We start from the raw sequence: 22,592 nt of genomic DNA, 5'->3' as shown, positions 1-22,592 counted from the left end.
CCCTCTCAAACATAAGGTGTTTCCATAATACGGAAACACTCTTGATTTTGGTATCACAAGAAAGTTACGACATAAGCCAAACTATTCCAAAGTAAATGTAAGATGATTGCCGTCATACAATCAGTTTTCAATCGAACAGCAGCCAAGGTCAAGCCAAGACAGCTATACATGAGCCAACTCCCTAACTGATTGGGGCCATGGGATTGAACAAAGAGAAAACTGGTCACGCCTATTTGTACAAAAGGGAATGTCAATTTTTCCCACAGCAATTGCCTATAAACAATCTCTTCAAGGATACTTGCATTGACCAGAAACAATAAAAAGATAATAGGAGGAACCTGTTTTCCTACTTGTACCAATACCGCTTGATTCCTAGTCTGACCTGGAAATAGGAAGCTGATGAAGACTGCAAAAGCAACCATAGCCACAAAGCCAAGAAGCAACCAACTTAGGCGATTTTGTACGCCCACAATTTTTAATTGAACAGTTTTATGACGGGCAATCTCTAAGCAAGTCACACTTAATAGGACCAATTGTAGCAAGACTAAGACCTTAATCGTCATATACTCTTGTAAGTATAAACTCACCAGAAGTCCGTTAAGCTGTATGGCTAGATAAAACAACACTATCCTTATCATTGTCACCTCTTGAATAAATCTTCATAATCAATATCTAAGACTAGAACGATTCGCTCAACCCATCTTGTCTGTGGCATTAGACGATTGGATTTGTAATGCCGTAATTTTTGATAGAGGCGATTAAACTCACTTGGATAAACATATTGACCTTTGAATACTTTGCGAGCTAGTTCTGCCCAAGTGAGGTCTTTTTCTGCCAGAATGATTTCTAAATTGTCCCAAAATCGTTCATTCATCTTCACACCTACCCTGTCACTTGTTTCATCAGGCTGGCCTGAAACAGCTCTTCTTTTACCTGTCTGGGAAGAAAGGTTCGCACTTCATCTAACCCAATAGCTGGATAGACATGATTCTGGCAGACAATGAGAGGCAAACGAAGGTTTTGGTCTGGCTTTTGTAGAATAAGCTGAATCATCTCATTCAAACTTATCGAATATTGACGCTTAAAGCGAAGAAATCGTGGCGACAGCAACTCAAAACAATCCATTGTTTTGGCAAAGAGTGACAGTAAGATTTCACGGTTTACATCACACGCTTTTATACAACGATAAGTCACACCATAGGTCGTCAAAAGGGTTAGTAAATCTTGATTTGTATTGGCATTATTTCCTAGATATACCTCAAGCATAGGCACCTCCTTATAGGGTTAGGCTATTTTCAACTGTTGGTTCAGGAGTTGAGAAATAGCGACTCATATCAATGGGCATCCGTCCTTCACCAAAGCACTTGACCGTCACTAAAGTCGTTAAAATGCCATCCTTACCCCTAGCAGAATAATTTTCACCAAAGGCACGAAAGGCCAGGTGATTGTCTTTCGTCAAGAGAGTATCTACACCATTTTTAATATCCCTAGTTTCCATAAAATCCGAAATTCGATGAAGATTGGATTCGTAGAATAGGGGATCATTCATCTCTTTGTGGTAATCATCTTCAAAAGTCACCTCAAAGTCACAATCAAAATTGGGGAGCGACAGTATCTTTTGCAGTAACTGATTGGTTTCAACTTGGTGAATACGTTCTTCTAATTCAGTACACTCTAGGATACTTTTCTTATGTAGTAGGTTCATGTTTTTCTTCCTCTTCCATTCTTCTAAATTCTCTGGCAATGGCTTCAATAACCGTCACCGTTACACTATTGCCGGCCTGTTTGTATAGTTGGCTCTTACTAGAAACCCCCTCTGCTCTTTCATAAGCCCAGTCAGGAAAGCCTTGAAGTCTGAAACACTCTCTTGGTGTCAGTCGTCTGATTCTCAGGCGATAAAGTTTCCCCTCTAAGACAATGCCTGTGACTTCATACCACTTATCCTGTCGATATTCCAAAGCAGCAACCACCACTCCCATATTGTCTGAAGTCGTTAGAGTATTGGATATTCCCTTTCCCACACGTCCCCTACGTTTGGTTGAGTCTGGATAAGCCAGATTGACAGAGTCTCCAAGAGTTGCCTTTGCGTAGCCTGTTTTTGTGGCTTCCTTGATTTTCAGAAATGGCAGTTCCTCCCTCAGCAAAATCTTTGGCACCTTGTCTCCACCTTGCATGGTGGTCAAAGTCGGTGACAAGCCAGATATGTCAAATACTCTTCCAGTCTGGTCAAAGCTAGTCGGCAGATTTCCTACGACAACAACTCCGTGTCTGTCTTGACTTGTCAAAGTAAACATAGGGTCTTGATTGTCCTTAAGTCGACGACCATGTTGCCGTTTTTCTAGTCTATCTGGTGTTAAGACTGGAATGGCGATTTTTGCCCCCTCTCCTTTACCTCTTGTTAGTGTAGGAGCAAGTCCACTCGTCAGATAGACTTCACCATTCAAACCATGTTTAGAGGGATTGATATTTCCTAGCCTTTCAAGATGAGCTGGGCTGTCTTCTCTTCTGAGAGGAAATATGAATCTGGAACGGTATCTTCTAGAATGTCCGATAATAAAGACCCGTTCTCTGTTTTGCGGGACTTGGAAGTCCTTGCTGTTAAGCACCTGCCATTCGACATCATACCCCAATTCATCCAGCGTGGAGAGGATTGTGGCGAACGTCCGTCCCTTGTCGTGATTGAGTAGGCCTTTGACGTTTTCCAAAAATAGAAAACGTGGTTGGATTTGTTTGGCCGCTCGAGCAATCTCAAAAAAGAGAGTCCCTCGAGTATCTTCAAATCCCAGTCGTCTGCCTGCGAGTGAAAAAGCTTGGCAAGGAAATCCCCCGCAGATAACCTCCACTTGCCCTCTAAATTGTCTAAAGTCATAGTCTGTGACCTCTTTAATGTCATGATATTCTATTTCTCCTTCTGTGTTAAACATGGCTTTGTAGGATGTTCTAGCGAATTTATCAATTTCACAAAAGCCCAAACAATCATGGCCCTGTGATTCCATTCCTAGCCTAAAACCACCTATCCCAGCAAATAAATCTAAAAATTTCATTCTTCCTCTCTTTCCAAATAAAAAAGAGCCTTACACTTGTAAAACTCTTGCCTATATATGATCATCCATTTCTGGTGCACAGATGATTTCAACAATCAAAATGATGATAGAAATCAGATAGATTCCACCTAGTATCCACCAAATCATCTTATTCACCTCCTTTTACTTCTTGTCGTCTCAGTTGCTTGGTCCACTCTGACAGCACTCCATTAAACACGTATTCAGCTATCACTTCCGCTGACCGAGCAAATCGCATATGTTCCAAAGCATACTGATAACGGTCACTAAAATAAATCATGGCATAGTCACTAGCCGATTGAGATAGACCTGTCTGTCTTAACTGGTCATGAACCAAACCCCAAATATAGTCTCGATCGTACTTGGTCACAGCATCTACTTTTTGAGTAAAGTTTTCTTCTTGTTTGTCATCTACTAGCTGAATCTCCTCCTCGTCCTCAATAAGGAAATCACTCCCTTCAGTTTCACTATATTTAGTCTCACTTCCTTCAGTCTCACTAGGGGCTGAATTTAAGACCGGCCCCGTCTTTCTTTGAGACCCCCCTGGTGTTTTTTTAACACTAGCCCCGTTTGAATCGGAGACTGGGGTAGGTTCATGTTCTAATTCCCCCAAGTAAATTTTATTTGCCAGTCGACCTTTTTCACTAGAAGACTGTTGGACTTCATCAATTAAGCCATATTCACGTAAGGTTTTCTTGATAGAGAGTAATTTTGACTTTGAACAGCCTAAAAGTGCCATCAGATTTGAATTGGAATAAATCAAATAAATTGCCCCATCCTCATCAATCCAGCCTTTACTCAAAGACAACTCCAACCGATCTTTTAAAACCGCGTAGGCTACCTTAACCTCCAGTTTCATATCCTTATACCGTTCACTCTCAAACAAAACTTTAGGGAGTTTATAATATCGCTCTGATGTCTGATACTGATTAGCGGTAATACGTTTCATGATTGTCCCTCCAAGACTAATATTCCAACATTTCCAAATTCATCAAATCGGATTAAACCTACTTGTTCCATTTCATCAATTAGCTGAGTTGCTTTCTCAATATCAACTCCCAAGATAGACGCGAGATGACACATCACGATTTGGCGTGATGATTGTTCCTTCTTTTGCATAATTACCTCCAAAACGCAAAAAAGGGGTAGACAATTTAATGTCTACCCCCCGATAATTTATTAAAACAAAAATCCTGCCAAAGAAATTTTGGCAGGATTTTTGGCAGGAAACCAAATCAATTTATCAGTTTCTATCAATCGCTTATCGCTCTCAAAGACTGGTAAATAGGGATTCCGCAATCTAATTATGATGTGACTCTTATTTAAGAGTAACTGAAGCGCCTGCTTCTTCAAGTTTAGCTTTGATGTCTTCAGCTTCAGCTGCAGCAACACCTTCTTTGATAACTTCAGGTGCACCATCAACAAGAGCTTTAGCTTCTTTAAGACCAAGACCTGTGATTTCACGAACAACTTTGATAACGCCAACTTTTTTGTCGCCTGCAGATGTCAATTCAACGTCGAATGAATCTTTAGCAGCACCAGCGTCAGCAGCACCAGCTGCAGCAACCGCTACAGGAGCAGCCGCAGTTACACCAAATTCTTCCTCGATAGCTTTTACAAGATCGTTAAGCTCAAGGATTGAAGCTTCTTTAATTTCAGCAATAATGTTTTCAATGTTCAATGCCATTGTGATTTCCTCCAAATTTTGTTTTTAATATTAAATAGGTTGTAGCATTAAGCTACTAAAGGCGCTATTAAGCAGCGTCTTCTTCTTTGTTGTCTGCAACCGCTTTGACTGCAAGAGCAACATTGCGAACTGGCGCTTGAAGTACAGATAGGAGCATTGAAAGAAGTCCTTCTCTGTTTGGTAATGTCGCAAGAGCAACGATTTCTTCTTTTGAAGAAACAGCGCCTTCGATAGCACCACCTTTGATTTCAAGTGCTTCAGCTTCTTTTGTAAAGTCGTTGATAACTTTAGCTGGTGCAATAACATCTTCATTTGAAAATGCGATAGCAGTTGGTCCAACGAAAATCTCAGAAAGGCTTTCAAGACCAGCTTTTTCAGCAGCACGACGTAAAATTGAGTTTTTAACAACTTTAAACTCAACATCGTTTTCACGAAGATTACGACGAAGAACAGTATCTTGCTCTACTGTCAAACCACGTGAATCTACAACAACGATAGATGCAGCTGCTTTCATTTTTTCAGCATAAATTTCAACCAATTCAGCTTTTTTAGCAATACTTGCTTGACTCATTAGTGTTTTACCTCCGTAATTATTTTGGGCTGGATTGTTTCAATAAAAAAACGCATCCAAACCTAGACACGAAAGTACAATACGTTCTTTTTAATGACGTTTTGTGCCTCGGCAGGATTATTATGAGCACGCTCCCCTGCTGTCTTAGGTCAGTTTTATTTCAAAACCTTCTATATGATATCACGTCTAGATACTCTTGTCAACACTTTTTATTAATTTTACAAAAAAATAAAGGCTATTGCCTCTATTTTAGAAATTCTGCTAAGGTTTTAATATCTTCTGGTCTTGTACGACAGCAGCCTCCAACTACTTTAGCACCTAACTGATGCCAGCGGATCGTATCGTCCAGAAGTGTGCGACTTGTATCAGCGGTGTCCTGCCAGCTCTGTGTATTACCATCATAAACCTCACCTGAGTTTGGATAGGTTACAAAAGCTTTGTTTGTTTTCTTTCTCAGTTCTTTAAGAAAATCATCGTAAATTACTGGAGCTGAGCAGTTGAGTCCTACTGCTAAGATTTGTGGTGTCTTATTGATTAGCTCTGCAATTTTATCGATAGGGGTGCCATCTGAAATGACCTTCCCATCTTGAGAAGTAAAACTGATATAAACCTCAACATCTGGAAACTCCTCACGTAGAAGCTGACTGAGTGCTTGCGCTTCTAGATAATTTGGAATGGTTTCTAAAGCTAAAAGGTCAACTCCCTCATCCAATAGCAGATGAATACGCTGGCGATGAAAATCTTTTAGTTCATCAAGGGTGATACCACCATAGTTTCCACTGTATTCAGAACCATCGGCTAAATAAGCGGCATAGGGACCTACATCTCCAGAAATCAGTGGGTAATAACGCCCCTCTTTTTCCTCATCAGAAAGCTCTCCCCACACCTCATCCCGTGCTTCTTTAGCTAATATAACCGTCAAACGAATCAACTCTTCAGCTTCTTGAGAAGATAATCCTGTCTCAGCCAAGCCTTCAAAAGTTGCTTGATAAGTTGATGTTGTTATAACATCTGCTCCTGCTCGGATATAGTCCTTATGAATATCTTTAATCAGCTGGGGATTGCTTAATAAGTATTTAGCAGACCAGAGTTTGCCTGACACATCATGTCCTCGAAATTCCAATTCTGTTCCTAAAGCACCGTGTAAGATGATGTACTCCTGCTGTTCTAACAGGTCTTTAAAACGTCCCATATCTCCTCCTAGAATTTTTTAAAACGCCAATAGTGGTAAAGGTAGCACACTATGATAAACGGAATCCCAAAATACAATCCTGCTCGTTGGGAAGCATCCCAGGCAATTCCAATAATTGAAATGACTAATAATGTGATGGTTACATACGGTAAAATAGGGTTAAAAGGTGTTTTATAGTGTAATTCTTCCTCACTATGCTCCTTTAACCATGCTTTTCTGAAATTAATCTGTGCAAGTGGAATGGATAGCCAAACAGCCACTACAGCAAATCCTGCAATCGAGACTAGAGCGAGGAAAACAGTGTCTGCTGTATAAACACTAGCAAAAAGCGCTAATACCGCTCCTACCATAGATAAGAGAAGAGCGCGCATCGGAACGCCATGATCATTAATTTTAACAACTTTTTGTGATAACATTCCCTCATTGGCTAAAGACCAAAGCATACGACTTGACGCATATAGACCTGAGTTCCCCGCTGACAAAATAGCTGTCAAAATGACAAAGTTCATCAAATCCGCTGCAAACGGAATTCCCATTTTATCAAATACCGTTACAAAAGGGGCATCAGTCACTCCCGCTTCTTTCATTGGTAAAAGTGACGCTAACACAATGATGGTCAAGACAAAAAAGATAACTAAGCGTCCGATAGTTGTCTTGATAGCCTTAGGAACAGTCTCTACAGGGTTTTCCGTTTCTCCTGCTGCAATACCAATCAATTCTGTTCCTGAAAAAGCATAGTTAACAGACAGCATAACAGAAACCACTGCAATCGTCCCATTTGGAAAAAGTCCCTCTTTAGTTAAGTTATGAAAGAGTGGCGCACTGCTTGCTCCTTCAAACGGAATCACTCCAAAAATAGCTAATAACCCTAAAATAATGAATAAGATGATTGTAATCACCTTAATGCTTGAAAAATAAAACTCTGCCTCAGCAAAAGAACGTACTGACAAAGCATTAATCGCAAAAATAATAGCAGCAAAAATGGCAGCAAATATCCAAGCTGGGACATCTGGGAACCACCTTCCCATTAACATACCAGCCCCTAAAAACTCGGTCCCTAGTGCTACTGTCCAACAAATCCAATAAAGCCAAGCCACTGTAAATCCTGTTCCTGGACTAATAAATTTTGTCGCATAAGTATGAAAGGATCCAGTCACTGGCATCGCTACTGCCAATTCCCCTAGAGACAGCATCACCAAATAAACAACAATCGCTCCGACTAAATAGGATAAAATCGCTCCAAAAGGACCTGCTTGGGCAATAGTATAACCTGAGCTCAAAAAGAGACCTGTTCCAATAACACCTCCCAGTGATAGCATAAAGAGATGACGACTGGTCATTTTTCGCTGAAACTGACCTTCATTTTCAAAATTATGATTATCCATGAAATCCTCCACAATAAAATATTGAAACTATCATAACATGAATTCTTAAAAAGATGTTATACGGATTTTATAGAGCTTAACATAGTTTTCAACTATAACAAATAGAGCTTAACACGATATCACACCTGGTTAAGCTCTGTTTTTATATCATAAATGTTCTAAAATTATATCCCATGATCGATCTAAGCCTTCTTTGTTAACAGACGAGAAGATGATAAAGGCATCTGATGAATCAAAGTTCAATTTTTTCTTGATAGCCGACTCATGTTTGTTCCACTTTCCTCGAGGAACCTTATCAGCTTTAGTAGCGACCACAATGACAGGAATTTCATAATATTTCAGAAATTCATACATCTGAACATCATCTGCCGATGGATCGTGACGTAAATCAACCAAACTCACAACAGCCCGCAGGTTATCACGACTAGTCAAATACTCCTCAATCATTTTCCCCCACTTAGCACGCTCAGCCTTTGAGACTTTAGCATACCCATAACCAGGAACATCAACAAAACGCAACTTCCCATCAATGTCATAAAAATTCAACAATTGTGTCTTACCTGGTTTACTAGAAGTGCGAGCAAGATTTTTACGCCCCAAAAGTGTATTAATAAAACTAGACTTGCCTACATTTGAACGACCTGCAAGTGCTACTTCAGGTAAGTCATCCTGTGGGTAATGTGCCTTTGAGGCTGCACTCAAAAGAATGGAAGCATTATGCGTATTTAAAACTTCTTCTGACATAAGACCTCCTAAGCTGTTTCTAAAATTGGTTTATCAGTGCCCTCAACTGCAGCTTTAGTGATACGAACAGCCTGAACATCCTCTTGACTAGGGACTTCAAACATGACATCAAGCATAGTCTCTTCGATAATGGAACGAAGTCCTCTAGCACCTGTTTTACGTTCAATAGCTTTGGCCGCGATGGCTTGAAGGGCATCCTCGTCAAATTCTAATTCTACTCCATCATAGGATAAGAGTGTTTTATATTGTTTGACTAAAGCATTTTTAGGCTCTGTTAAAATCATTACAAGATCATCCACTGTCAGTTGCTCTAAGGCAGCAAATACAGGTAAACGACCGATAAATTCAGGAATTAGTCCGAATTTTTGAATATCCTCAGAGATAATTTCTTGCATATAAGAACCATCTTCATCAATTTTACGGTTATTTTGACCAAATCCGATAACTTTTTCACCTAAGCGTTGTTTAACGATTTCTTCTATACCATCAAAAGCACCACCAACGATAAATAAAATATTTTTTGTATCAATTTGAATCATTTCTTGTTGAGGATGTTTTCTTCCTCCCTGAGGAGGGACACTAGCAACTGTTCCCTCTATAATTTTCAAAAGAGCTTGTTGGACGCCTTCACCTGATACGTCACGAGTAATTGAAACATTTTCCCCTTTTTTAGCAATTTTATCAATTTCATCGACGTAAATAATGCCACGCTCTGCACGTTCAATATTAAAGTCAGCTGCTTGAATAAGTTTTAACAAGATATTTTCAACATCTTCACCAACATAACCTGCCTCTGTTAAAGCAGTTGCATCAGCAATTGCAAATGGGACATTCAAACTTTTAGCTAAGGTTTGAGCTAAAAAAGTTTTACCTGATCCTGTCGGACCAATCATCAAAATATTAGACTTCTGCAAATCAACATCAGTCTCATCGGCATTTTCTTTAAAGTTCACTCGTTTGTAATGATTATAAACTGCAACAGCTAAGGCACGTTTGGCACGCTCTTGACCAACCACATATTGATTTAAGATATCGAGTAATTCTTTTGGCTTAGGTGTCTCAGCTAAGTCAGCCAAGACATCTTCTGCTAGCTCTTCTCTAATAATTTCTTGCGATAACTCAACACACTCGTTACAAATAAAAACATTATTAGCCGCAATGATTTTCTTTACTTCTTCTTGACTTTTACCACAAAAAGAGCAATGAAACATAAGATCTGTTGTATTTGTCATGATATCCTCTAAACTTTAATTTTCTAAAATAGTGTTCCATAAAAGGCATGGATGGTATTAACAATATTTGTAAAGGCATTTAGGAGTAGAAAAATCCCTAAGCCATAGCGTCTTTTTTGAAATGCTGGAATAGCACACAAGAGACAAATCACAAATAAAAATGCCGTAAAAACGCCGAAAATACTTCTTTGCATTTATTTACTCTCTTACTTTTCTTATATAATGTAAAACTGTGAAAGCATAAGGATTTCCATCATCTTTGTCATAAAAAACCTCAGAGACTTTTTGATAATCATCTAAATTGATATCGCTTGGAAAATAAGTATCACCTTCAAAACAAGCGTGAATCTTTGTCACAATGAGTTCGTCATAAACATCCTTAAAGGCTGCATAAACATGGCTTCCACCAGTGATAAACAACGTTTTATCTTGTTGATGGTACCAGGTTAAAACTTCATCAATGGAATGGAAAACCTGAGTTCCCAAGACCTGAAAAGATTGATCACGCGTTAAGATTAGAGTTTCTCTTCCTGGTAAAAGACGTCTTTTCATTCCATCAAAGGTAACACGCCCCATCAAAATCGCCTCTCCCATAGTGGTTTTCTTAAAATGTTGGAGTTCTTTTGGCAAGTGCCATGGTATTTTTTGATTTGATCCAATTAATCGATTTTCATCTTCTGCCCAAATGGCAACTAGTTTCTTGCTCATCCTATCTCCTAAAATGCTTTTTTTCTATTTTATCAAAACTCTAGTGAAAATGCATTTGAAAAAATTTTCTCTGCTCTAAATTGCTAAATCAAATTTCAATTGTGGTTTAACTGGATCATAATCAAGTAATACAAAATCTTCAGGTTTAATCTCAAAAAAATTGGTCTTATCAGGAACGTTTAAGACTAAATGTGGCGAGCAACTCGAAGGCTGACGACGTAGTAATTCCTTAGCTTGTTCAAATTGATTATCATAGATATGTAAGTTATTAACAAAATAAAAGAATTTGCCAACTTTCCAACCAAAATGCTTTGCAATCATCATTTGAAGGGCAACATATTGCATGGCATTGATGTGATGAGCAACGAGCATATCATTAGAACGTTGAGTAAGAGTTGCATCAAGATAGATCTCTTCCCCTACTCTTCTAACATCAAACATCGTTTGAAAGGCACATGGAAGTAAGCCAGCTGAAGTATCAAACGCCTCATAATCCCATAAAGAAATGACATTACGTCTATTCCAAGGATTTTCCTCTAATTGCTTTAAAATTTTATTGATGATGTCGTATTTTTTAACAATCGCTCCGTATCGCTCTCCGATATGACCACTTTTATCAACTTCCCAATCATTCCAATACTTGACACCATATTTATCATTTAAAACAGATAAGTCGTTAGTTTGATCTTGATAAATCCAAAAAATTTCCTTAATAGCTGATTTAATGGCAATAGGACGCAGGGTCGTAATGGGAAACTCACCTTTTGAAAGATCATATTCTGCAAAAGAGCCTGTAATATATTTCGAATTAGCTGATGTCCCGTCTTTATACTTAGGTCTAGCTTGCTCACTCCAAACGCCCTCATCCATAATCTTTTGAATATTTTCTTTGAAAATTTGATCTGCTTTAGTCATCATAGCCCCCTATTTTTTTCACTTTGCTTATTCTATCTAAATTTAAAAGAAAAATCTACTAAAAATATTGCCAACGAAATGACTTACTTTGATGACTCAATGTTTATTTTCATCCATTCCATCAAAATATGATAGAATGAAAGTATTAATGACTTTATTTTAGAGGAGTAAGATTTTTCTTATGACAATCGGAATTGATAAAATTAGTTTTTCAACCAGTCACTATGTACTAAAGATGAGCGATTTGGCCCAAGCAAGAGGGGAAGATCCTAAAAAATTTAGCCAAGGCTTGATGCTAGATGCCCTTAGCATTACACCTATAACTGAAGATATTATCACATTAGCTAGTTCTGCCGCTTCTGAAATTTTAGATGACCTTGACAAACAAGCTATTGATATGGTGATTTTTGCTACTGAATCAAGCCTTGATCAAAGTAAGGCAGCAGCCGTTTATGTACACGGTTTATTGGGAATTCAACCCTTTGCGCGTTCAATTGAGATGAAAGAAGCTTGCTATAGCGCTACTGCTGCGCTTAACTATGCCAAATTACACATTGAAAAACACCCTGAATCCAAAGTTCTAGTTTTAGCAAGCGATATTGCAAAATATGGCATTGCATCAGCAGGAGAATCCACACAGGGTGCTGGAGCGATTGCCATGTTGGTTAGCCAAAATCCACGCATCTTGGCATTAAATGATGATAACCTAGCTCAAACACGCGATATTATGGATTTTTGGCGTCCCAACTATTCCGATACACCATATGTCAATGGCATGTATTCGACCAAACAATATCTTGATTGCTTAAAAACAACTTGGACTGAGCATCAAAAGCGCTTTAATTCAACTCTATCAGATTATGCAGCTTTTTGTTTCCATATTCCATTCCCTAAACTAGCTCAAAAAGGTCTTCAAAAAATTATGGATAAACAGTTATCCGAAAACAGAAAGACCCTTCTGATCCAAAATTTTCAAGATAGTATTGCCTATAGTCGCCAAGTCGGAAATATCTACACAGGATCCCTTTACCTTGGATTCTTATCCCTATTAGAAAATAGCCAAAATTTAAAGTCTGGCGATAAAATCGGGTTCTTTAGCTACGGTAGCGGAGCAGTTTGTGAGATCTTCTCGGGACAGTTAGTTGATGGCTTTCAAGATCAACTCAAGTCATCTCGTCTTGAGCAATTAAGTCAGCGAACACCACTTTCAGTTAAAGAATATGAGGAGATGTTCTATGAGGAAACTCAATTAGATCAAGATGGAAATGCTTGTTTTAGACAATATCAAACAGGACCATTTGCCCTAACTGCTATCACCGAACACCAAAGACAATACCAAAAAGTATAATCATTATGAACAAACAAAATTGGACAGGTTTTTCAAAAAAGACCATTTTACAACGTATAGAACATTTAGAAAAACTTCATTTCTTAACAAATTCTTCATCAGAAACACTTTATCAGCACAGAACGCTACCTCTTGAAACCGCTGATCAAATGGTTGAAAATGTGCTAACAACTTATAATCTCCCCTATGCTCTTGCACCTGATTTTCTTGTGGATGGAAAAACTTATCAGCTTCCTATGGTCACCGAGGAGCCATCAGTTGTAGCGGCAGCATCATATGCAGCAAAAATCATTAAACGATCTGGTGGATTTCAAACAACCATTCAAAATCGTCAAATGATTGGCCAAGTTGCTCTTTATCAAGTTCCTGATTTAGAACAGGCTAAAAAAGATATTTTGGCTAATAAAGAACACCTGCTGCAAACCGCAAATGCAGCTCACCCCTCTATTGTAAAACGCGGTGGTGGAGCTTGTGACCTCCGTCTTGATTTTGTTGGAAATGACCCTACATTTTTAGTTGTCTACCTTATCGTTGATACAAAAGAAGCTATGGGAGCCAATATTATCAATACCATGATGGAAGCTTTAACACTAGATTTGGAGCAATTAAGTGGTGGAAAAAGTCTGATGGCCATCTTGTCAAACTATGCGACAGAATCTCTTGTAACTGCACAATGTACTATTGATTTACGTTATTTGAGCAGAAATAAAGATGAAGCATTGGAACTTGGTCAAAAAATGGCTTTAGCAAGCCAACTTGCTCAAGTGGATGTTTATCGGGCCAGTACTCATAATAAAGGGATTTTTAACGGAATTGATGCGCTTGTCCTGGCAACAGGTAATGACTGGCGTGCTATTGAAGCTGGCGGTCACGCTTATGCTTGTAGAAATGGACAATACCAAGGACTTAGCAGTTGGCACTTAGATGAACAACAACATCAAATTATTGGTCAACTGACCTTGCCTATGCCAATTGCCACAAAAGGTGGATCTATCGGCCTTAATCCTAATGTTGCACTATCATTCGACCTTTTAGGTCAACCTGATGCCAAAACACTAGCTAGGCTGATTGTCTCCTTAGGGTTGGCACAAAATTTTGCTGCCTTGAAAGCTTTAACCAGTTCAGGAATTCAAGCTGGACATATGAAATTACAGGCAAAATCATTAGCCTTACTAGCAGGAGCTAGTGAAAAAGAGGTTCCCTTATTAGTTCCACAATTACTTAAATCTCCCCATTTAAATCTCGAAACCGCACAAGAACTCCTCGAAAAAATACGCCAATAAGTGAAACAAAAAGTTCTGGAATTTATTTTCCAGAACTTTTTTTAACTTGTTGTGCTAATTTGCCATATAGTAGGTACTCTACATTTTGTAACTCTGAAATGCTTGAGGCATTTAAAGCGCACATTAGCATTTTTAAATCCGTTTTCCAGCCATTAACGATATCAATGACCTGATCAAGCTCATACTCTTCTACCAAATCAAGCATGGTCCGTGAAAGCCCAACTGCTTTAGCACCTAAAACTAAGGCTTTGATCATATCTAGTGGATGTCTTACGCCTCCTGAAGCTAAAATTTCAATTTCATCTGTCATATCTTGAAGATTTAAGAGCGCCTGAACAGTTGATTGCCCCCATTCATCTAAATATTGACGATTCCCTCCACGTTGATTTTCAATGTAGGAAAAACTTGTTCCTCCTCTACCAGAAATATCAAAAGTTTTTATTCCTAATGATTTTGCGTAAAGAATAGTTTTTTTGTCCATCCCAAAACCAACTTCTTTTAAAACCAAAGGAGTGGTGATTTCCTCACTGTAAGATGTCAAATGCTTCTTCCAATGACTAAAATGACGTTCTCCTTCAGGCATCAGCAATTCTTGCATCAAATTAAGATGAACTTGTAAAAAAACTGGCGATAAATCCTCAATCGCTTTCTGAGCTGCTTGATAAGGTTTGTCGATACCAATATTGGTTGCCAGTTGTACCTTAGGTGCTACCTCTTTAACGGCATAAGAATCATCATTTAAATTTTTTAGAGCCGCACTGTAAGAGCCTGTCACAAACAAAATACCACATGCTTCTGCAACCTGAGCTAATTTTCTATTGATAACTTTACCTTTTTCACTACCACCTGTCATTGCATTGATATAAAATGGATAGTCCCATCGTCTCCCTGCAAATTCTGTCGATAAATCAATCTGATCCAGATCATAATCAGGCAAAGATGAATGGATGAGTTCCATGTCATCAAAACTATTGTAAGGTGATTGGTATTGTCTGGCAAACCTAATATGATCATCTTTACGATTTTGTGTCATTTTCTATAGTTCACTGGCGTATAAAAGCTCAATTCCGAGTTCTTGCCATCTTTCTTTTATTTTTTTTTCGGCAACTTTAGAAAAAACTAAAGCAATACCACAGTCTCCTCCGCCAGACCCACTTGATTTGGCAACAGCTTCTAACCCTTCTGTTGCTTGACGTAAGGCAACTAAATCCTCTGTGTAGATTAAAGGACTCAGATTAGCCAGTAGCTCACTGATACGATTTATTTGTTGAATACTACCTTGTTGATTCCCCTGCTCGATGGCTTTAGTTAATTTCTGAGTGGCTTTTTCTGTTTCAGATAAGAACTGAGGGGTAATGGCTGATTTGACTTGAGTAATCATTTCTGCTGAAATTGATGGCTCTTGCGTCCAACCAACTAAAAATTGACAAGTTAGCTGGGATGAAACTGGCTTGATTTGATAACCCCAATCACTTGCTAACACTTGTCTTAAAGGTATTTCTTGTATCAGTTGGGCTAGGATTTGTCTATCAAAAGATTGATAAAGTATCAAGTCTTCAAAAGCAATACAGGCTAAATCCCCCATTGAACCGTTATCACCGCGTTTTACTAAAATATAGGTTGCTAAGCGAAACAAGCTATCACGAGATAAAGATAAATCATATAACTCAGCCATAGCCTTAATTGTTAAAAGAACAACTGAACCACTTGATCCTATACCAAATTTTTTTCCATCCCTTTCCATCTTTCCTGAAATAGATAGTCGAACTGGCCTTAATTTCAAACCTTGATCAGTAAGAAACTCTTCCATGACCAAGATTGTCTCTTGTATAAGCGCATAATTTTGATCAGGATTTAAATCAACAGTGTAGTTAAACATATCTGAAACCAGCTGATAGGTTTCAGAAAAGTCAATCTCAGCTTGCATTCTGATGTTGATATTTTTTATCAAAGCTGACTGTCCAGGTGTTAAAACAGCATATTCTCCTGCTAGATAAAGTTTCCCACAAGTTGTCACATATTTTGTCATCTATAATTCCTTGGTTTTTGAAACAATGATGTGATAGTCTTTTGATAAGATAGAGGCTAGCTGGTCTAAATCCTCTTCTAGACAAAGTACCTTAACATTTGGTCCCGCATCCATCGTAAAATAACAGCGATGCCCTTCTTGTCGCAAGGACTTCACCTTTTCCATCGCTTGATAAGAGGCTTCTGTCAAATAAGAGAAACTAGGCGTGGCGTGACGTGTCGTAGCATGCATAAAAAGAGCATTAGCTTCTGTTAACTCACCAACTTTTTGAAAATCATTAGCCTTTAGATAGGCCTTCATCGCAACAAAATCTTCTTCAGATTGCTTGACCCACTGCTCAAAATTGGTTGAGGTTTCCATACAAAGCTTCATACCATCCCTACTTGAAATCGGTTTTTTTTGATCAGTCAGCACTAACATAATCATGGCTAGTTTCAAATCTGTCTCTACAGGGTAAATCTCACCTGTATCTTTGTCCCAAGCAGCTAGTGGTCCAAAGAAGCTACGCGAAGATGAGCCTGAACCGTATTTCGAAATTTGAGCCAGTTCTTTTTGACTAAGGCCTTTTTTAAATAACTCATTACAAGACTTAATAACAGCTGATAAGCCACTAGAACTTGAAGAAAGACCTGCTTCAGTTGGCATGTTATTAAACGTGTCAATTTTAACATACTGTGATTGATCCTCTCTAAAAAGATCAATCACCTTACTAATTTTTTCATGTTGCTTTTGATCTTGAAGCACGCCGTTAAGATAAAAAAGGTCACCCTCCACACCACGTTCAGCTAAAGCCGTTTCAGAACTGATAAAAGTAGCTTGTGTTTCTGTGAACATGTTGTCCAAGGTTAATGAAATACTTGACGTTGATGGAATCATTTTGTCAGCATCAGTTTTTCCCCAATACTTAATAATAGCAATATTGGCATATGATTTTACCTTAACTAAATGTGTTCGATCCATGTATTGATCGCTCCTTTTTCCATGAGATGTTGTGATATCAGATTAGCTTGGATAGCATTATGAGCAAGAGCGATAATACAGCCTCCTAGACCACCTCCACTCATTTTTGCTCCTAAGGCACCTGATGACAAAGCCTCAAAAACAAGGTAGTCTGCTTTTTCAATGCTGACCCCTAATTTTTGAAGTTCCGTGTGAGCTTTTGTCATTAAAAAACCAACACTAGCTACTGCTTTTTCAGAAATAGCCTGCTCCATCTGTTCAGTTAGATTTCCCAAGCGATGTAAAATAGGAAGAGATTTTTCTTCCATTGCTTCAACTTTTTTTACAGCTTCCTTGGTTTGACCATGAATGCCAGTATCTGCAATGATGAGGTAAGCATCTAAATTTACGGTCAGTTGGCTAAAACCAACATTACGAATAAATTTAATAGCATGATCACTTAAACAGGTTTTTGCATCTAGTCCACTAGGATTGGTGTGCGCAATAATTTCTGCTTGATTAGCAAGTTGTTCTAGTGTCTCCTTATCCACTGTCTGATTAAAATAATCTAATACAGCTGAAATGGCAGCAATACTAACTGCAGCAGATGATCCCATTCCACGCTTTTCAGGGACAGTTGAGGTAATCTGATAATCAATGTTAGCAGTTTTTAAATTTAAATACTCTAAAGCAGAGAAAATAGCAGTTGATAAGGTATCATCAGGCTGAAATATTAATGGACTATCGCTTGCAGTAATCTGACACTCTACCTCTACATTTTTTAATGGCAAAGCAATAGCAGGATACCCATAAACAACCGAATGTTCTCCTATTAAGATAATCTTACTGTGTGACCACCCTCGGCCCACTTTTCTTTTCATGTTACTCATCAGGTTCTATTTTATTATAAAAACAAAAAATTTGCGACTGTTAACCGCAAATTTTGTAGAATCAAATCATTTTATGCATCAAAAATGGGGAGCAAAGCGTAAATATATTTTTTTAGAAACTTTGATATGGTTATGATCTCTAAACAAACGTTTAGATTTGACTTCGACCAAGTTTTTAAAACTAATGATGTAGTAAACAATCGTTCGTTTGCGATCTTTCTTTTTAAAAACTTTACATCCACTATAAGTACCCTGAAATCGTAACCGTTGATGGAGCATTTTTTCAAAATAAGCTGACATGGTATCACTTCCTTTTCTTGAAGTCGCTTCCAGTTTTATCATATCCCAAGTAAACTCTTTTTTCAAGCAAATATAACCATCAGAATATCAAATTTGGTATTCCACACTATAATGTGGATCTTTTAAGATGCGAGATAAGAATTTTTTGGTCCGCTCTTGTTTTGGATAACCAAAAAACTCTTTTGGTGTTCCTTCTTCAATAATGTGACCCCCATCCATAAAAACAATATGATTGGCCACATCACGCGCAAAGCTCATTTCATGCGTAACAACTACCATGGTCACCCCTTCTTCTGCTAGCTGTTTCATAACCGCTAAAACATCATCAATAAGCTCTGGATCAAGTGCAGATGTCGGTTCATCAAATAAAATCACATCTGGTCTAACCGCTATTGCTCGGGCAATTCCAATGCGTTGTTGTTGCCCTCCTGATAGCTGTTTTGGATAATGGTTTTTATAGTCTAAGAGTCCCACTTTTTTTAGAGCCTCTTCTGCTATTGTTAAAGCCTCTTGTTTGGGAATTTTACGTGCTACCACTAATCCTTCTAAAATATTTTCTAAAGCTGTTTTATTAGCAAAAAGGTTATAATTTTGAAAAACAAAAGCTGTTTTTTGTCGAATAGACAAGATGTCTTTATGGTGTAAATTAGGCAAATGATACTCCTTATTCTCCAATACAAGATACCCCTCATCAGCTTTTTCTAAATGATTAATGGTTCTTAAAAATGTCGTTTTCCCAGAACCAGACGGGCCTAAAATGACCACAACATCTCCTTGATTAACCTTGAGACTCACACCGTCTAGAACCGTCTTATTGCCAAATCTCTTTTTAACATGCTTTATTTCTAACATCAAAATCTCCTCTCACACTCTCTTCAAATAACGGTCAAACCAAGAAAAGCCAAACTGAACTCCTCCACATAAAAGCAGATAGATCACAAAAATTACAAAATAAGCTTCAAAATAATGGTAACCATAAGCTGCCTCTACTTTTGCAATGGCTGTAATATCCTTTATGGTCATCACAAAGACAAGGGAGGTTCCTTTTATTATAGTGATCACTAAGTTACATAAATTAGGTAAAGCCACTTTTAATGCTTGTGGAAATACAATTCGTCTGTAAGATTGTATTGGCGTTAAACCAATGGATAAAGCCGCCTCTATTTGTCCCTTATCGACTGTTAAAATCGCCGAACGAATGATCTCTGATAAACTAGCTGTTGTCATTAAACTAAAAATAATATAAGCATAATAAATTGGGTTTAAATCAAAAATATTGATATGACTCATTTTCAGAGCGGCATTTAATAAACTCGGCAATAGGCTATAAAAAAAGAGAATCAATAAAATAGATGGTGTTGAGCGAATGACAGCTAAATAAATAAGAGAAAAACGTGTCACTCCTTTCTTTCCTTTAATTCGAGCTAGAGCGATATAAAGAGCTGGAGGAAAGCTGAGTAGTAAAGAAACCAGTAAGATAGATAAGGTGACAGGAATTCCTCTTAGGCTGAGAAAAAAAGTTTTTATAATAAAGTCCCAGTTCATCACTTATCCCCCTCTTACTACTAAGTTTTTTTCTATTATGTGGCTGAGAAATGTCACAAGTAAGGCCAATCCCCAATAAATAATGGCAACCGCAGTATAAGCCTCCAGTGAGTAATTGCCCATATTTCTAGAAATCAGTAGGTTGGTTTGTCCCATGATATCGACCAGGCCAATCGTATAAGCCAAAGCCATATCTTTCATCAGATTTAAAATAGCTGTTGTCAGATTAGGAAGGGCAACTCGAAAAGCTTGTGGAAAAATAATTCTAAAAAAGGTTTGCCAAGAATTAAGTCCGATACTCAAACCAGCCTCTGTTTGCCCGTAGGGAATGGCAAGGTAAGCTGATTTAAAAATCTCAGCTGATGTTGCTGCAAACAGTAAAACCATACTAATCAACGTGAAGCTTGCTCTAGACCAAGACTCAACATTTATTCCTAACCACCATTTTAAAAATTCAGGTAAACCATAAAAGACCAGAAACAATAAAACAACAGGCGGTGTGCAACGAATAACAAAAATATAAGCGTTTGCTAGTTTTTTGGTCGTATCATCTTGACTAAGTTGTCCACGGGTGATAAGCCCCCCTAATAAACTGCCAAATAGAATGGATAAAACTAATATCAATAATGTTAAGGGAAGAGCTGTCAAAATCTCTGGAAGAAATCTAAAAATATACGATGGTTGGTAAGAAACCATAATCCCTCCTTAGTCTGTGACATATGAGAAAACATCCTCACCGAAGTATTTTTCTGATAGTTTTTTAATCGTTCCATCTGCCTGCAATTCTTTGATTGCCTGATCATAAGCCTTGGCAAATTTTTCATTTGTGGCATTACGGTTCAACAAAGGATAGGTCTTGATGCCTTTATAAGGGAAATAGCTTAGTTGATCAGCATATTGATGGTAAGCTCCATCAGTTGCTTGAACAGCTTTCTCATAGGATAATTTTATATCAAAATAAGCATCATATCGTCCCTCAAGAACCCAAGCATAAGCATCAGCTACAGAAAAACTTTCAGCTGCCGTTAGGGTAATAGGATTTTCTTTATGAGTATCATTGTATTCTTCAATCACATTCCATTGTGCATTTTGTGGAGAAATAGGAACTAATTTTCCTTTTGATTTTGCAAAGTCGTCAATAGTTTTAATGGTATCTGCTTGATCTTTTCGGATGGTAAATCCAATCACACTTGCTCCAATCGCTTGCTCTGGAATAATAAATTTCTCCGCACGTTCATCTGTGTACCAAGCACCTTTTATCCCGACATCATATTTCCCAGATTCCAACCCAATAAGGAGGTCCTCATCACTTGTGCCTGTATAATCAAATTCATAGTCTGTTAGTTTTTCATCAACAGCTTTTAAGACTTGAACCTCAAAACCATCACTTTCTCCTTTATCATTCACAAAATCATAAGGAACGTAATTCTGTGTATGGGCTACTTTTAATCGTGTCACCTTTTGACTGCTTGAATCGGCGCTCTGTGCCGATGTTGATTGACTTTGATTTAAATAGCGACTGGCAAATGTCACACCTGCAACCGCCAATAAAACCCCACCTGTTATGATCCACTTTTTCTTTGTCATCTCTTTTCTCCTTTATCTTACTAAAACTTCTCTTACCCACTGTAAACGCTCAAGATTAATATCACCTGGAATGGTACAATCCGCACCGATAATCACCTTATCTCCCGCTGTTTCATCCAAAATCTCTCTCACCCTAGATTGAATAGCATCCTGACTTCCTTGATAGAGAAGACCTGCTTTTGTGTTATCAAAACCTCCTAAAACAACCTTATCTCCAAAATAGGATTTTCCATCAGCTAATGAGAGTTTTTCAATACCTGTTGCCCAATTTACCACTTGACTTGGATAATCAACAAACAAACTAAGATCATTTGTGGCACCTTCATAACCACAAATGTGTAGGATATTCAACCCTCCCAATCTATTAGCTACCTCTAATAGATTAACCTCACTTGGTCTAACCACTTCAAGATAGTCTGATTTTGTCACACGCTGATCTTGTAGGGTTTGAACACTAAGATAAATCCCATCGGTATCAGCTTCCTTAATCAAACGCTCAACTAAAATAGCAATATCTTGACCAATAACATCTAAAACGTGTTGTGTCAACTTAGGATTACTCTTGATAAAATCTGCTAAAATGTCGTCTCCGCTGGAGACTTGACCAGCCAACTTCCATTTAAGATAGGTAGCAGGAGCAAAAATATTATAAACCGTAAAAATATCCTCTGGGAAGTTTTCTTTAATAGATTGAACAAGTGATACTTGCTGATCAAACCACGGATGTTTTTCCCCGATGGATTGGATAGCGGCTAACTCCTCAATTGATTTAATTTCCGAATGAATGATGGGATTAGGATAATCAAAAAAGCCATCGCTCATCAATTTTACAAAGTCTGGATGAACGGTTTCCACAAAATGTTTATGACCCTGAATATTTTTAACTGCAATGCTAGGATCATTTAACCCTTCCGTCCAGTCCTCTTCTGATGTAAAATGATACCAAAAACCAATTGGTACCTGATTAACTTTTTTACCTTGAAAAACTTCTTTAATCCATTGACGCTTACTCATATACCTATCTCCTTTTCAAAAACATGTTATTATCTTACCACTGACCGATTGATCTGTATAATCTATATTTTTTATTCCCAGCCATAAATTTTATTTATACCGAACATTTTTTATCATTTTCTAGAATTTTGTTGCTTTTTTTGAAACACTTAAGTACAATA

The 22,592-nt window shown here is 37.9% G+C and carries 28 protein-coding genes and 1 other annotated feature; of the genes, 2 read left to right on the top strand and 26 right to left on the bottom strand.

Annotation, left to right across the window (positions count from 1 at the left end; all coding sequences use genetic code 11):
* Positions 1-53 precede the first annotated feature (53 nt).
* The 16 genes from ACVRWY_RS05035 to ACVRWY_RS04960 form a co-directional block, all read right to left on the bottom strand.
* The gene (locus ACVRWY_RS05035) at positions 54-638 is read right to left on the bottom strand and encodes a CPBP family intramembrane glutamic endopeptidase (protein ID WP_354368559.1); all 585 of its coding nucleotides are present in this window, start codon (positions 636-638) and stop codon (positions 54-56) included.
* A gap of 2 nt (positions 639-640) precedes the next feature.
* Complete coding sequence (locus ACVRWY_RS05030; RefSeq protein ID WP_001005705.1) at positions 641-874, bottom strand: hypothetical protein; 234 nt, start codon at positions 872-874, stop codon at positions 641-643.
* A gap of 8 nt (positions 875-882) precedes the next feature.
* Positions 883-1,266, bottom strand: coding sequence for a thioredoxin domain-containing protein (locus ACVRWY_RS05025; protein ID WP_354368557.1), 384 nt, complete (start codon positions 1,264-1,266; stop codon positions 883-885).
* A 10-nt stretch (positions 1,267-1,276) separates the two neighbouring features.
* Entirely contained in the window at positions 1,277-1,705 is a 429-nt protein-coding gene (locus ACVRWY_RS05020) for a hypothetical protein (RefSeq protein WP_044667138.1), read from the bottom strand.
* Positions 1,689-3,044 (bottom strand): DNA (cytosine-5-)-methyltransferase, encoded by a 1,356-nt coding sequence (gene dcm, locus ACVRWY_RS05015; RefSeq protein ID WP_354368555.1) that lies wholly within the window; start codon positions 3,042-3,044, stop codon positions 1,689-1,691. Before dcm ends, ACVRWY_RS05020 begins: the two co-directional genes overlap by 17 nt.
* 148 nt (positions 3,045-3,192) lie before the next feature.
* The gene (locus ACVRWY_RS05010) at positions 3,193-4,011 is read right to left on the bottom strand and encodes a replication initiator protein A (protein WP_354368553.1); all 819 of its coding nucleotides are present in this window, start codon (positions 4,009-4,011) and stop codon (positions 3,193-3,195) included.
* Positions 4,008-4,181, bottom strand: coding sequence for a hypothetical protein (locus ACVRWY_RS05005; protein ID WP_032514088.1), 174 nt, complete (start codon positions 4,179-4,181; stop codon positions 4,008-4,010). The genes ACVRWY_RS05010 and ACVRWY_RS05005 overlap by 4 nt, the downstream gene beginning before the upstream one ends.
* Before the next feature lie 199 nt (positions 4,182-4,380).
* Complete coding sequence (gene rplL, locus ACVRWY_RS05000; RefSeq protein WP_354368551.1) at positions 4,381-4,749, bottom strand: 50S ribosomal protein L7/L12; 369 nt, start codon at positions 4,747-4,749, stop codon at positions 4,381-4,383.
* Positions 4,750-4,816: 67 nt separating this feature from the next.
* Positions 4,817-5,320, bottom strand: coding sequence for a 50S ribosomal protein L10 (gene rplJ, locus ACVRWY_RS04995; protein ID WP_354368549.1), 504 nt, complete (start codon positions 5,318-5,320; stop codon positions 4,817-4,819).
* A 35-nt stretch (positions 5,321-5,355) separates the two neighbouring features.
* Positions 5,356-5,487 (bottom strand) — a sequence feature (ribosomal protein L10 leader region).
* A gap of 77 nt (positions 5,488-5,564) precedes the next feature.
* Positions 5,565-6,512, bottom strand: a complete 948-nt coding sequence (gene mmuM, locus ACVRWY_RS04990; RefSeq protein WP_354368547.1) for a homocysteine S-methyltransferase — start codon at positions 6,510-6,512, stop codon at positions 5,565-5,567.
* Between the two features lie 8 nt (positions 6,513-6,520).
* Positions 6,521-7,897 (bottom strand): amino acid permease, encoded by a 1,377-nt coding sequence (locus tag ACVRWY_RS04985; RefSeq protein ID WP_354368545.1) that lies wholly within the window; start codon positions 7,895-7,897, stop codon positions 6,521-6,523.
* Positions 7,898-8,044: 147 nt separating this feature from the next.
* A complete protein-coding gene (gene yihA / locus ACVRWY_RS04980; protein ID WP_354368543.1) occupies positions 8,045-8,641 on the bottom strand; it encodes a ribosome biogenesis GTP-binding protein YihA/YsxC in 597 nt (198 codons plus the stop codon).
* Positions 8,642-8,649: 8 nt separating this feature from the next.
* Positions 8,650-9,873 (bottom strand): ATP-dependent Clp protease ATP-binding subunit ClpX, encoded by a 1,224-nt coding sequence (clpX, locus tag ACVRWY_RS04975; RefSeq protein ID WP_354368541.1) that lies wholly within the window; start codon positions 9,871-9,873, stop codon positions 8,650-8,652.
* A 23-nt stretch (positions 9,874-9,896) separates the two neighbouring features.
* Positions 9,897-10,067 carry a hypothetical protein gene (locus ACVRWY_RS04970; protein WP_354368539.1) on the bottom strand — a complete coding sequence of 57 codons (171 nt, stop codon included), beginning with the start codon at positions 10,065-10,067 and terminating at the stop codon, positions 9,897-9,899.
* Positions 10,068-10,071: 4 nt separating this feature from the next.
* A complete protein-coding gene (locus ACVRWY_RS04965) occupies positions 10,072-10,581 on the bottom strand; it encodes a dihydrofolate reductase (protein WP_354368537.1) in 510 nt (169 codons plus the stop codon).
* Positions 10,582-10,656: 75 nt separating this feature from the next.
* Positions 10,657-11,496 (bottom strand): thymidylate synthase, encoded by an 840-nt coding sequence (locus tag ACVRWY_RS04960; RefSeq protein WP_354368535.1) that lies wholly within the window; start codon positions 11,494-11,496, stop codon positions 10,657-10,659.
* 181 nt (positions 11,497-11,677) lie between these two features.
* Between ACVRWY_RS04960 and ACVRWY_RS04955 the strand changes: the two genes are divergently transcribed.
* Entirely contained in the window at positions 11,678-12,844 is a 1,167-nt protein-coding gene (locus ACVRWY_RS04955) for a hydroxymethylglutaryl-CoA synthase (RefSeq protein WP_354368533.1), read from the top strand.
* A 5-nt stretch (positions 12,845-12,849) separates the two neighbouring features.
* On the top strand, positions 12,850-14,127 hold the full coding sequence (locus ACVRWY_RS04950) for a hydroxymethylglutaryl-CoA reductase, degradative (RefSeq protein WP_354368531.1): 1,278 nt from the start codon (positions 12,850-12,852) through the stop codon (positions 14,125-14,127).
* 22 nt (positions 14,128-14,149) lie between these two features.
* Here ACVRWY_RS04950 and fni read toward each other — a convergent pair whose 3' ends face one another.
* The 10 genes from fni to ACVRWY_RS04900 all read right to left on the bottom strand — a co-directional run bounded on the left by fni (position 14,150) and on the right by ACVRWY_RS04900 (position 22,431).
* Positions 14,150-15,160, bottom strand: coding sequence for a type 2 isopentenyl-diphosphate Delta-isomerase (gene fni, locus ACVRWY_RS04945; protein WP_354368529.1), 1,011 nt, complete (start codon positions 15,158-15,160; stop codon positions 14,150-14,152).
* 3 nt (positions 15,161-15,163) lie between these two features.
* Entirely contained in the window at positions 15,164-16,156 is a 993-nt protein-coding gene (locus ACVRWY_RS04940) for a phosphomevalonate kinase (RefSeq protein WP_354368527.1), read from the bottom strand.
* The gene (mvaD, locus tag ACVRWY_RS04935; RefSeq protein ID WP_354368525.1) at positions 16,157-17,116 is read right to left on the bottom strand and encodes a diphosphomevalonate decarboxylase; all 960 of its coding nucleotides are present in this window, start codon (positions 17,114-17,116) and stop codon (positions 16,157-16,159) included.
* Positions 17,098-17,976, bottom strand: coding sequence for a mevalonate kinase (mvk, locus tag ACVRWY_RS04930; protein WP_354368523.1), 879 nt, complete (start codon positions 17,974-17,976; stop codon positions 17,098-17,100). Before mvk ends, mvaD begins: the two co-directional genes overlap by 19 nt.
* An 87-nt stretch (positions 17,977-18,063) precedes the next feature.
* A complete protein-coding gene (locus tag ACVRWY_RS04925) occupies positions 18,064-18,327 on the bottom strand; it encodes a hypothetical protein (protein WP_354368521.1) in 264 nt (87 codons plus the stop codon).
* Between the two features lie 45 nt (positions 18,328-18,372).
* Positions 18,373-19,137, bottom strand: coding sequence for an amino acid ABC transporter ATP-binding protein (locus ACVRWY_RS04920; RefSeq protein ID WP_354368519.1), 765 nt, complete (start codon positions 19,135-19,137; stop codon positions 18,373-18,375).
* A gap of 12 nt (positions 19,138-19,149) precedes the next feature.
* Positions 19,150-19,830 (bottom strand): amino acid ABC transporter permease, encoded by a 681-nt coding sequence (locus ACVRWY_RS04915; protein ID WP_354368517.1) that lies wholly within the window; start codon positions 19,828-19,830, stop codon positions 19,150-19,152.
* Positions 19,831-19,833: 3 nt separating this feature from the next.
* Positions 19,834-20,526: an amino acid ABC transporter permease gene (locus ACVRWY_RS04910; RefSeq protein ID WP_354368515.1), complete on the bottom strand. Its 693-nt coding sequence runs from the start codon at positions 20,524-20,526 to the stop codon at positions 19,834-19,836.
* A gap of 9 nt (positions 20,527-20,535) precedes the next feature.
* A complete protein-coding gene (locus ACVRWY_RS04905; RefSeq protein WP_354368513.1) occupies positions 20,536-21,417 on the bottom strand; it encodes a transporter substrate-binding domain-containing protein in 882 nt (293 codons plus the stop codon).
* A gap of 12 nt (positions 21,418-21,429) precedes the next feature.
* Positions 21,430-22,431 (bottom strand): uroporphyrinogen decarboxylase family protein, encoded by a 1,002-nt coding sequence (locus ACVRWY_RS04900; protein WP_354368510.1) that lies wholly within the window; start codon positions 22,429-22,431, stop codon positions 21,430-21,432.
* Positions 22,432-22,592: the final 161 nt, after the last annotated feature.

Source organism: Streptococcus porcorum (assembly GCF_053203725.1).
The sequence above is the reverse complement of the archived record's forward strand: the minus strand, read 5'-3'. Positions and strand labels throughout refer to the sequence as shown.

Coding starts and splice junctions, on each gene's coding strand:
- ACVRWY_RS05035 (WP_354368559.1), bottom strand. CDS start 638: ATGATAAGGATAGTGTTGTTTTATCTAGCCATACAGCTTAACGGACTT.
- ACVRWY_RS05030 (WP_001005705.1), bottom strand. CDS start 874: ATGAATGAACGATTTTGGGACAATTTAGAAATCATTCTGGCAGAAAAA.
- ACVRWY_RS05025 (WP_354368557.1), bottom strand. CDS start 1,266: ATGCTTGAGGTATATCTAGGAAATAATGCCAATACAAATCAAGATTTA.
- ACVRWY_RS05020 (WP_044667138.1), bottom strand. CDS start 1,705: ATGAACCTACTACATAAGAAAAGTATCCTAGAGTGTACTGAATTAGAA.
- dcm (WP_354368555.1), bottom strand. CDS start 3,044: ATGAAATTTTTAGATTTATTTGCTGGGATAGGTGGTTTTAGGCTAGGA.
- ACVRWY_RS05010 (WP_354368553.1), bottom strand. CDS start 4,011: ATGAAACGTATTACCGCTAATCAGTATCAGACATCAGAGCGATATTAT.
- ACVRWY_RS05005 (WP_032514088.1), bottom strand. CDS start 4,181: ATGCAAAAGAAGGAACAATCATCACGCCAAATCGTGATGTGTCATCTC.
- rplL (WP_354368551.1), bottom strand. CDS start 4,749: ATGGCATTGAACATTGAAAACATTATTGCTGAAATTAAAGAAGCTTCA.
- rplJ (WP_354368549.1), bottom strand. CDS start 5,320: ATGAGTCAAGCAAGTATTGCTAAAAAAGCTGAATTGGTTGAAATTTAT.
- mmuM (WP_354368547.1), bottom strand. CDS start 6,512: ATGGGACGTTTTAAAGACCTGTTAGAACAGCAGGAGTACATCATCTTA.
- ACVRWY_RS04985 (WP_354368545.1), bottom strand. CDS start 7,897: ATGGATAATCATAATTTTGAAAATGAAGGTCAGTTTCAGCGAAAAATG.
- yihA (WP_354368543.1), bottom strand. CDS start 8,641: ATGTCAGAAGAAGTTTTAAATACGCATAATGCTTCCATTCTTTTGAGT.
- clpX (WP_354368541.1), bottom strand. CDS start 9,873: ATGACAAATACAACAGATCTTATGTTTCATTGCTCTTTTTGTGGTAAA.
- ACVRWY_RS04970 (WP_354368539.1), bottom strand. CDS start 10,067: ATGCAAAGAAGTATTTTCGGCGTTTTTACGGCATTTTTATTTGTGATT.
- ACVRWY_RS04965 (WP_354368537.1), bottom strand. CDS start 10,581: ATGAGCAAGAAACTAGTTGCCATTTGGGCAGAAGATGAAAATCGATTA.
- ACVRWY_RS04960 (WP_354368535.1), bottom strand. CDS start 11,496: ATGACTAAAGCAGATCAAATTTTCAAAGAAAATATTCAAAAGATTATG.
- ACVRWY_RS04955 (WP_354368533.1), top strand. CDS start 11,678: ATGACAATCGGAATTGATAAAATTAGTTTTTCAACCAGTCACTATGTA.
- ACVRWY_RS04950 (WP_354368531.1), top strand. CDS start 12,850: ATGAACAAACAAAATTGGACAGGTTTTTCAAAAAAGACCATTTTACAA.
- fni (WP_354368529.1), bottom strand. CDS start 15,160: ATGACACAAAATCGTAAAGATGATCATATTAGGTTTGCCAGACAATAC.
- ACVRWY_RS04940 (WP_354368527.1), bottom strand. CDS start 16,156: ATGACAAAATATGTGACAACTTGTGGGAAACTTTATCTAGCAGGAGAA.
- mvaD (WP_354368525.1), bottom strand. CDS start 17,116: ATGGATCGAACACATTTAGTTAAGGTAAAATCATATGCCAATATTGCT.
- mvk (WP_354368523.1), bottom strand. CDS start 17,976: ATGAAAAGAAAAGTGGGCCGAGGGTGGTCACACAGTAAGATTATCTTA.
- ACVRWY_RS04925 (WP_354368521.1), bottom strand. CDS start 18,327: ATGATAAAACTGGAAGCGACTTCAAGAAAAGGAAGTGATACCATGTCA.
- ACVRWY_RS04920 (WP_354368519.1), bottom strand. CDS start 19,137: ATGTTAGAAATAAAGCATGTTAAAAAGAGATTTGGCAATAAGACGGTT.
- ACVRWY_RS04915 (WP_354368517.1), bottom strand. CDS start 19,830: ATGAACTGGGACTTTATTATAAAAACTTTTTTTCTCAGCCTAAGAGGA.
- ACVRWY_RS04910 (WP_354368515.1), bottom strand. CDS start 20,526: ATGGTTTCTTACCAACCATCGTATATTTTTAGATTTCTTCCAGAGATT.
- ACVRWY_RS04905 (WP_354368513.1), bottom strand. CDS start 21,417: ATGACAAAGAAAAAGTGGATCATAACAGGTGGGGTTTTATTGGCGGTT.
- ACVRWY_RS04900 (WP_354368510.1), bottom strand. CDS start 22,431: ATGAGTAAGCGTCAATGGATTAAAGAAGTTTTTCAAGGTAAAAAAGTT.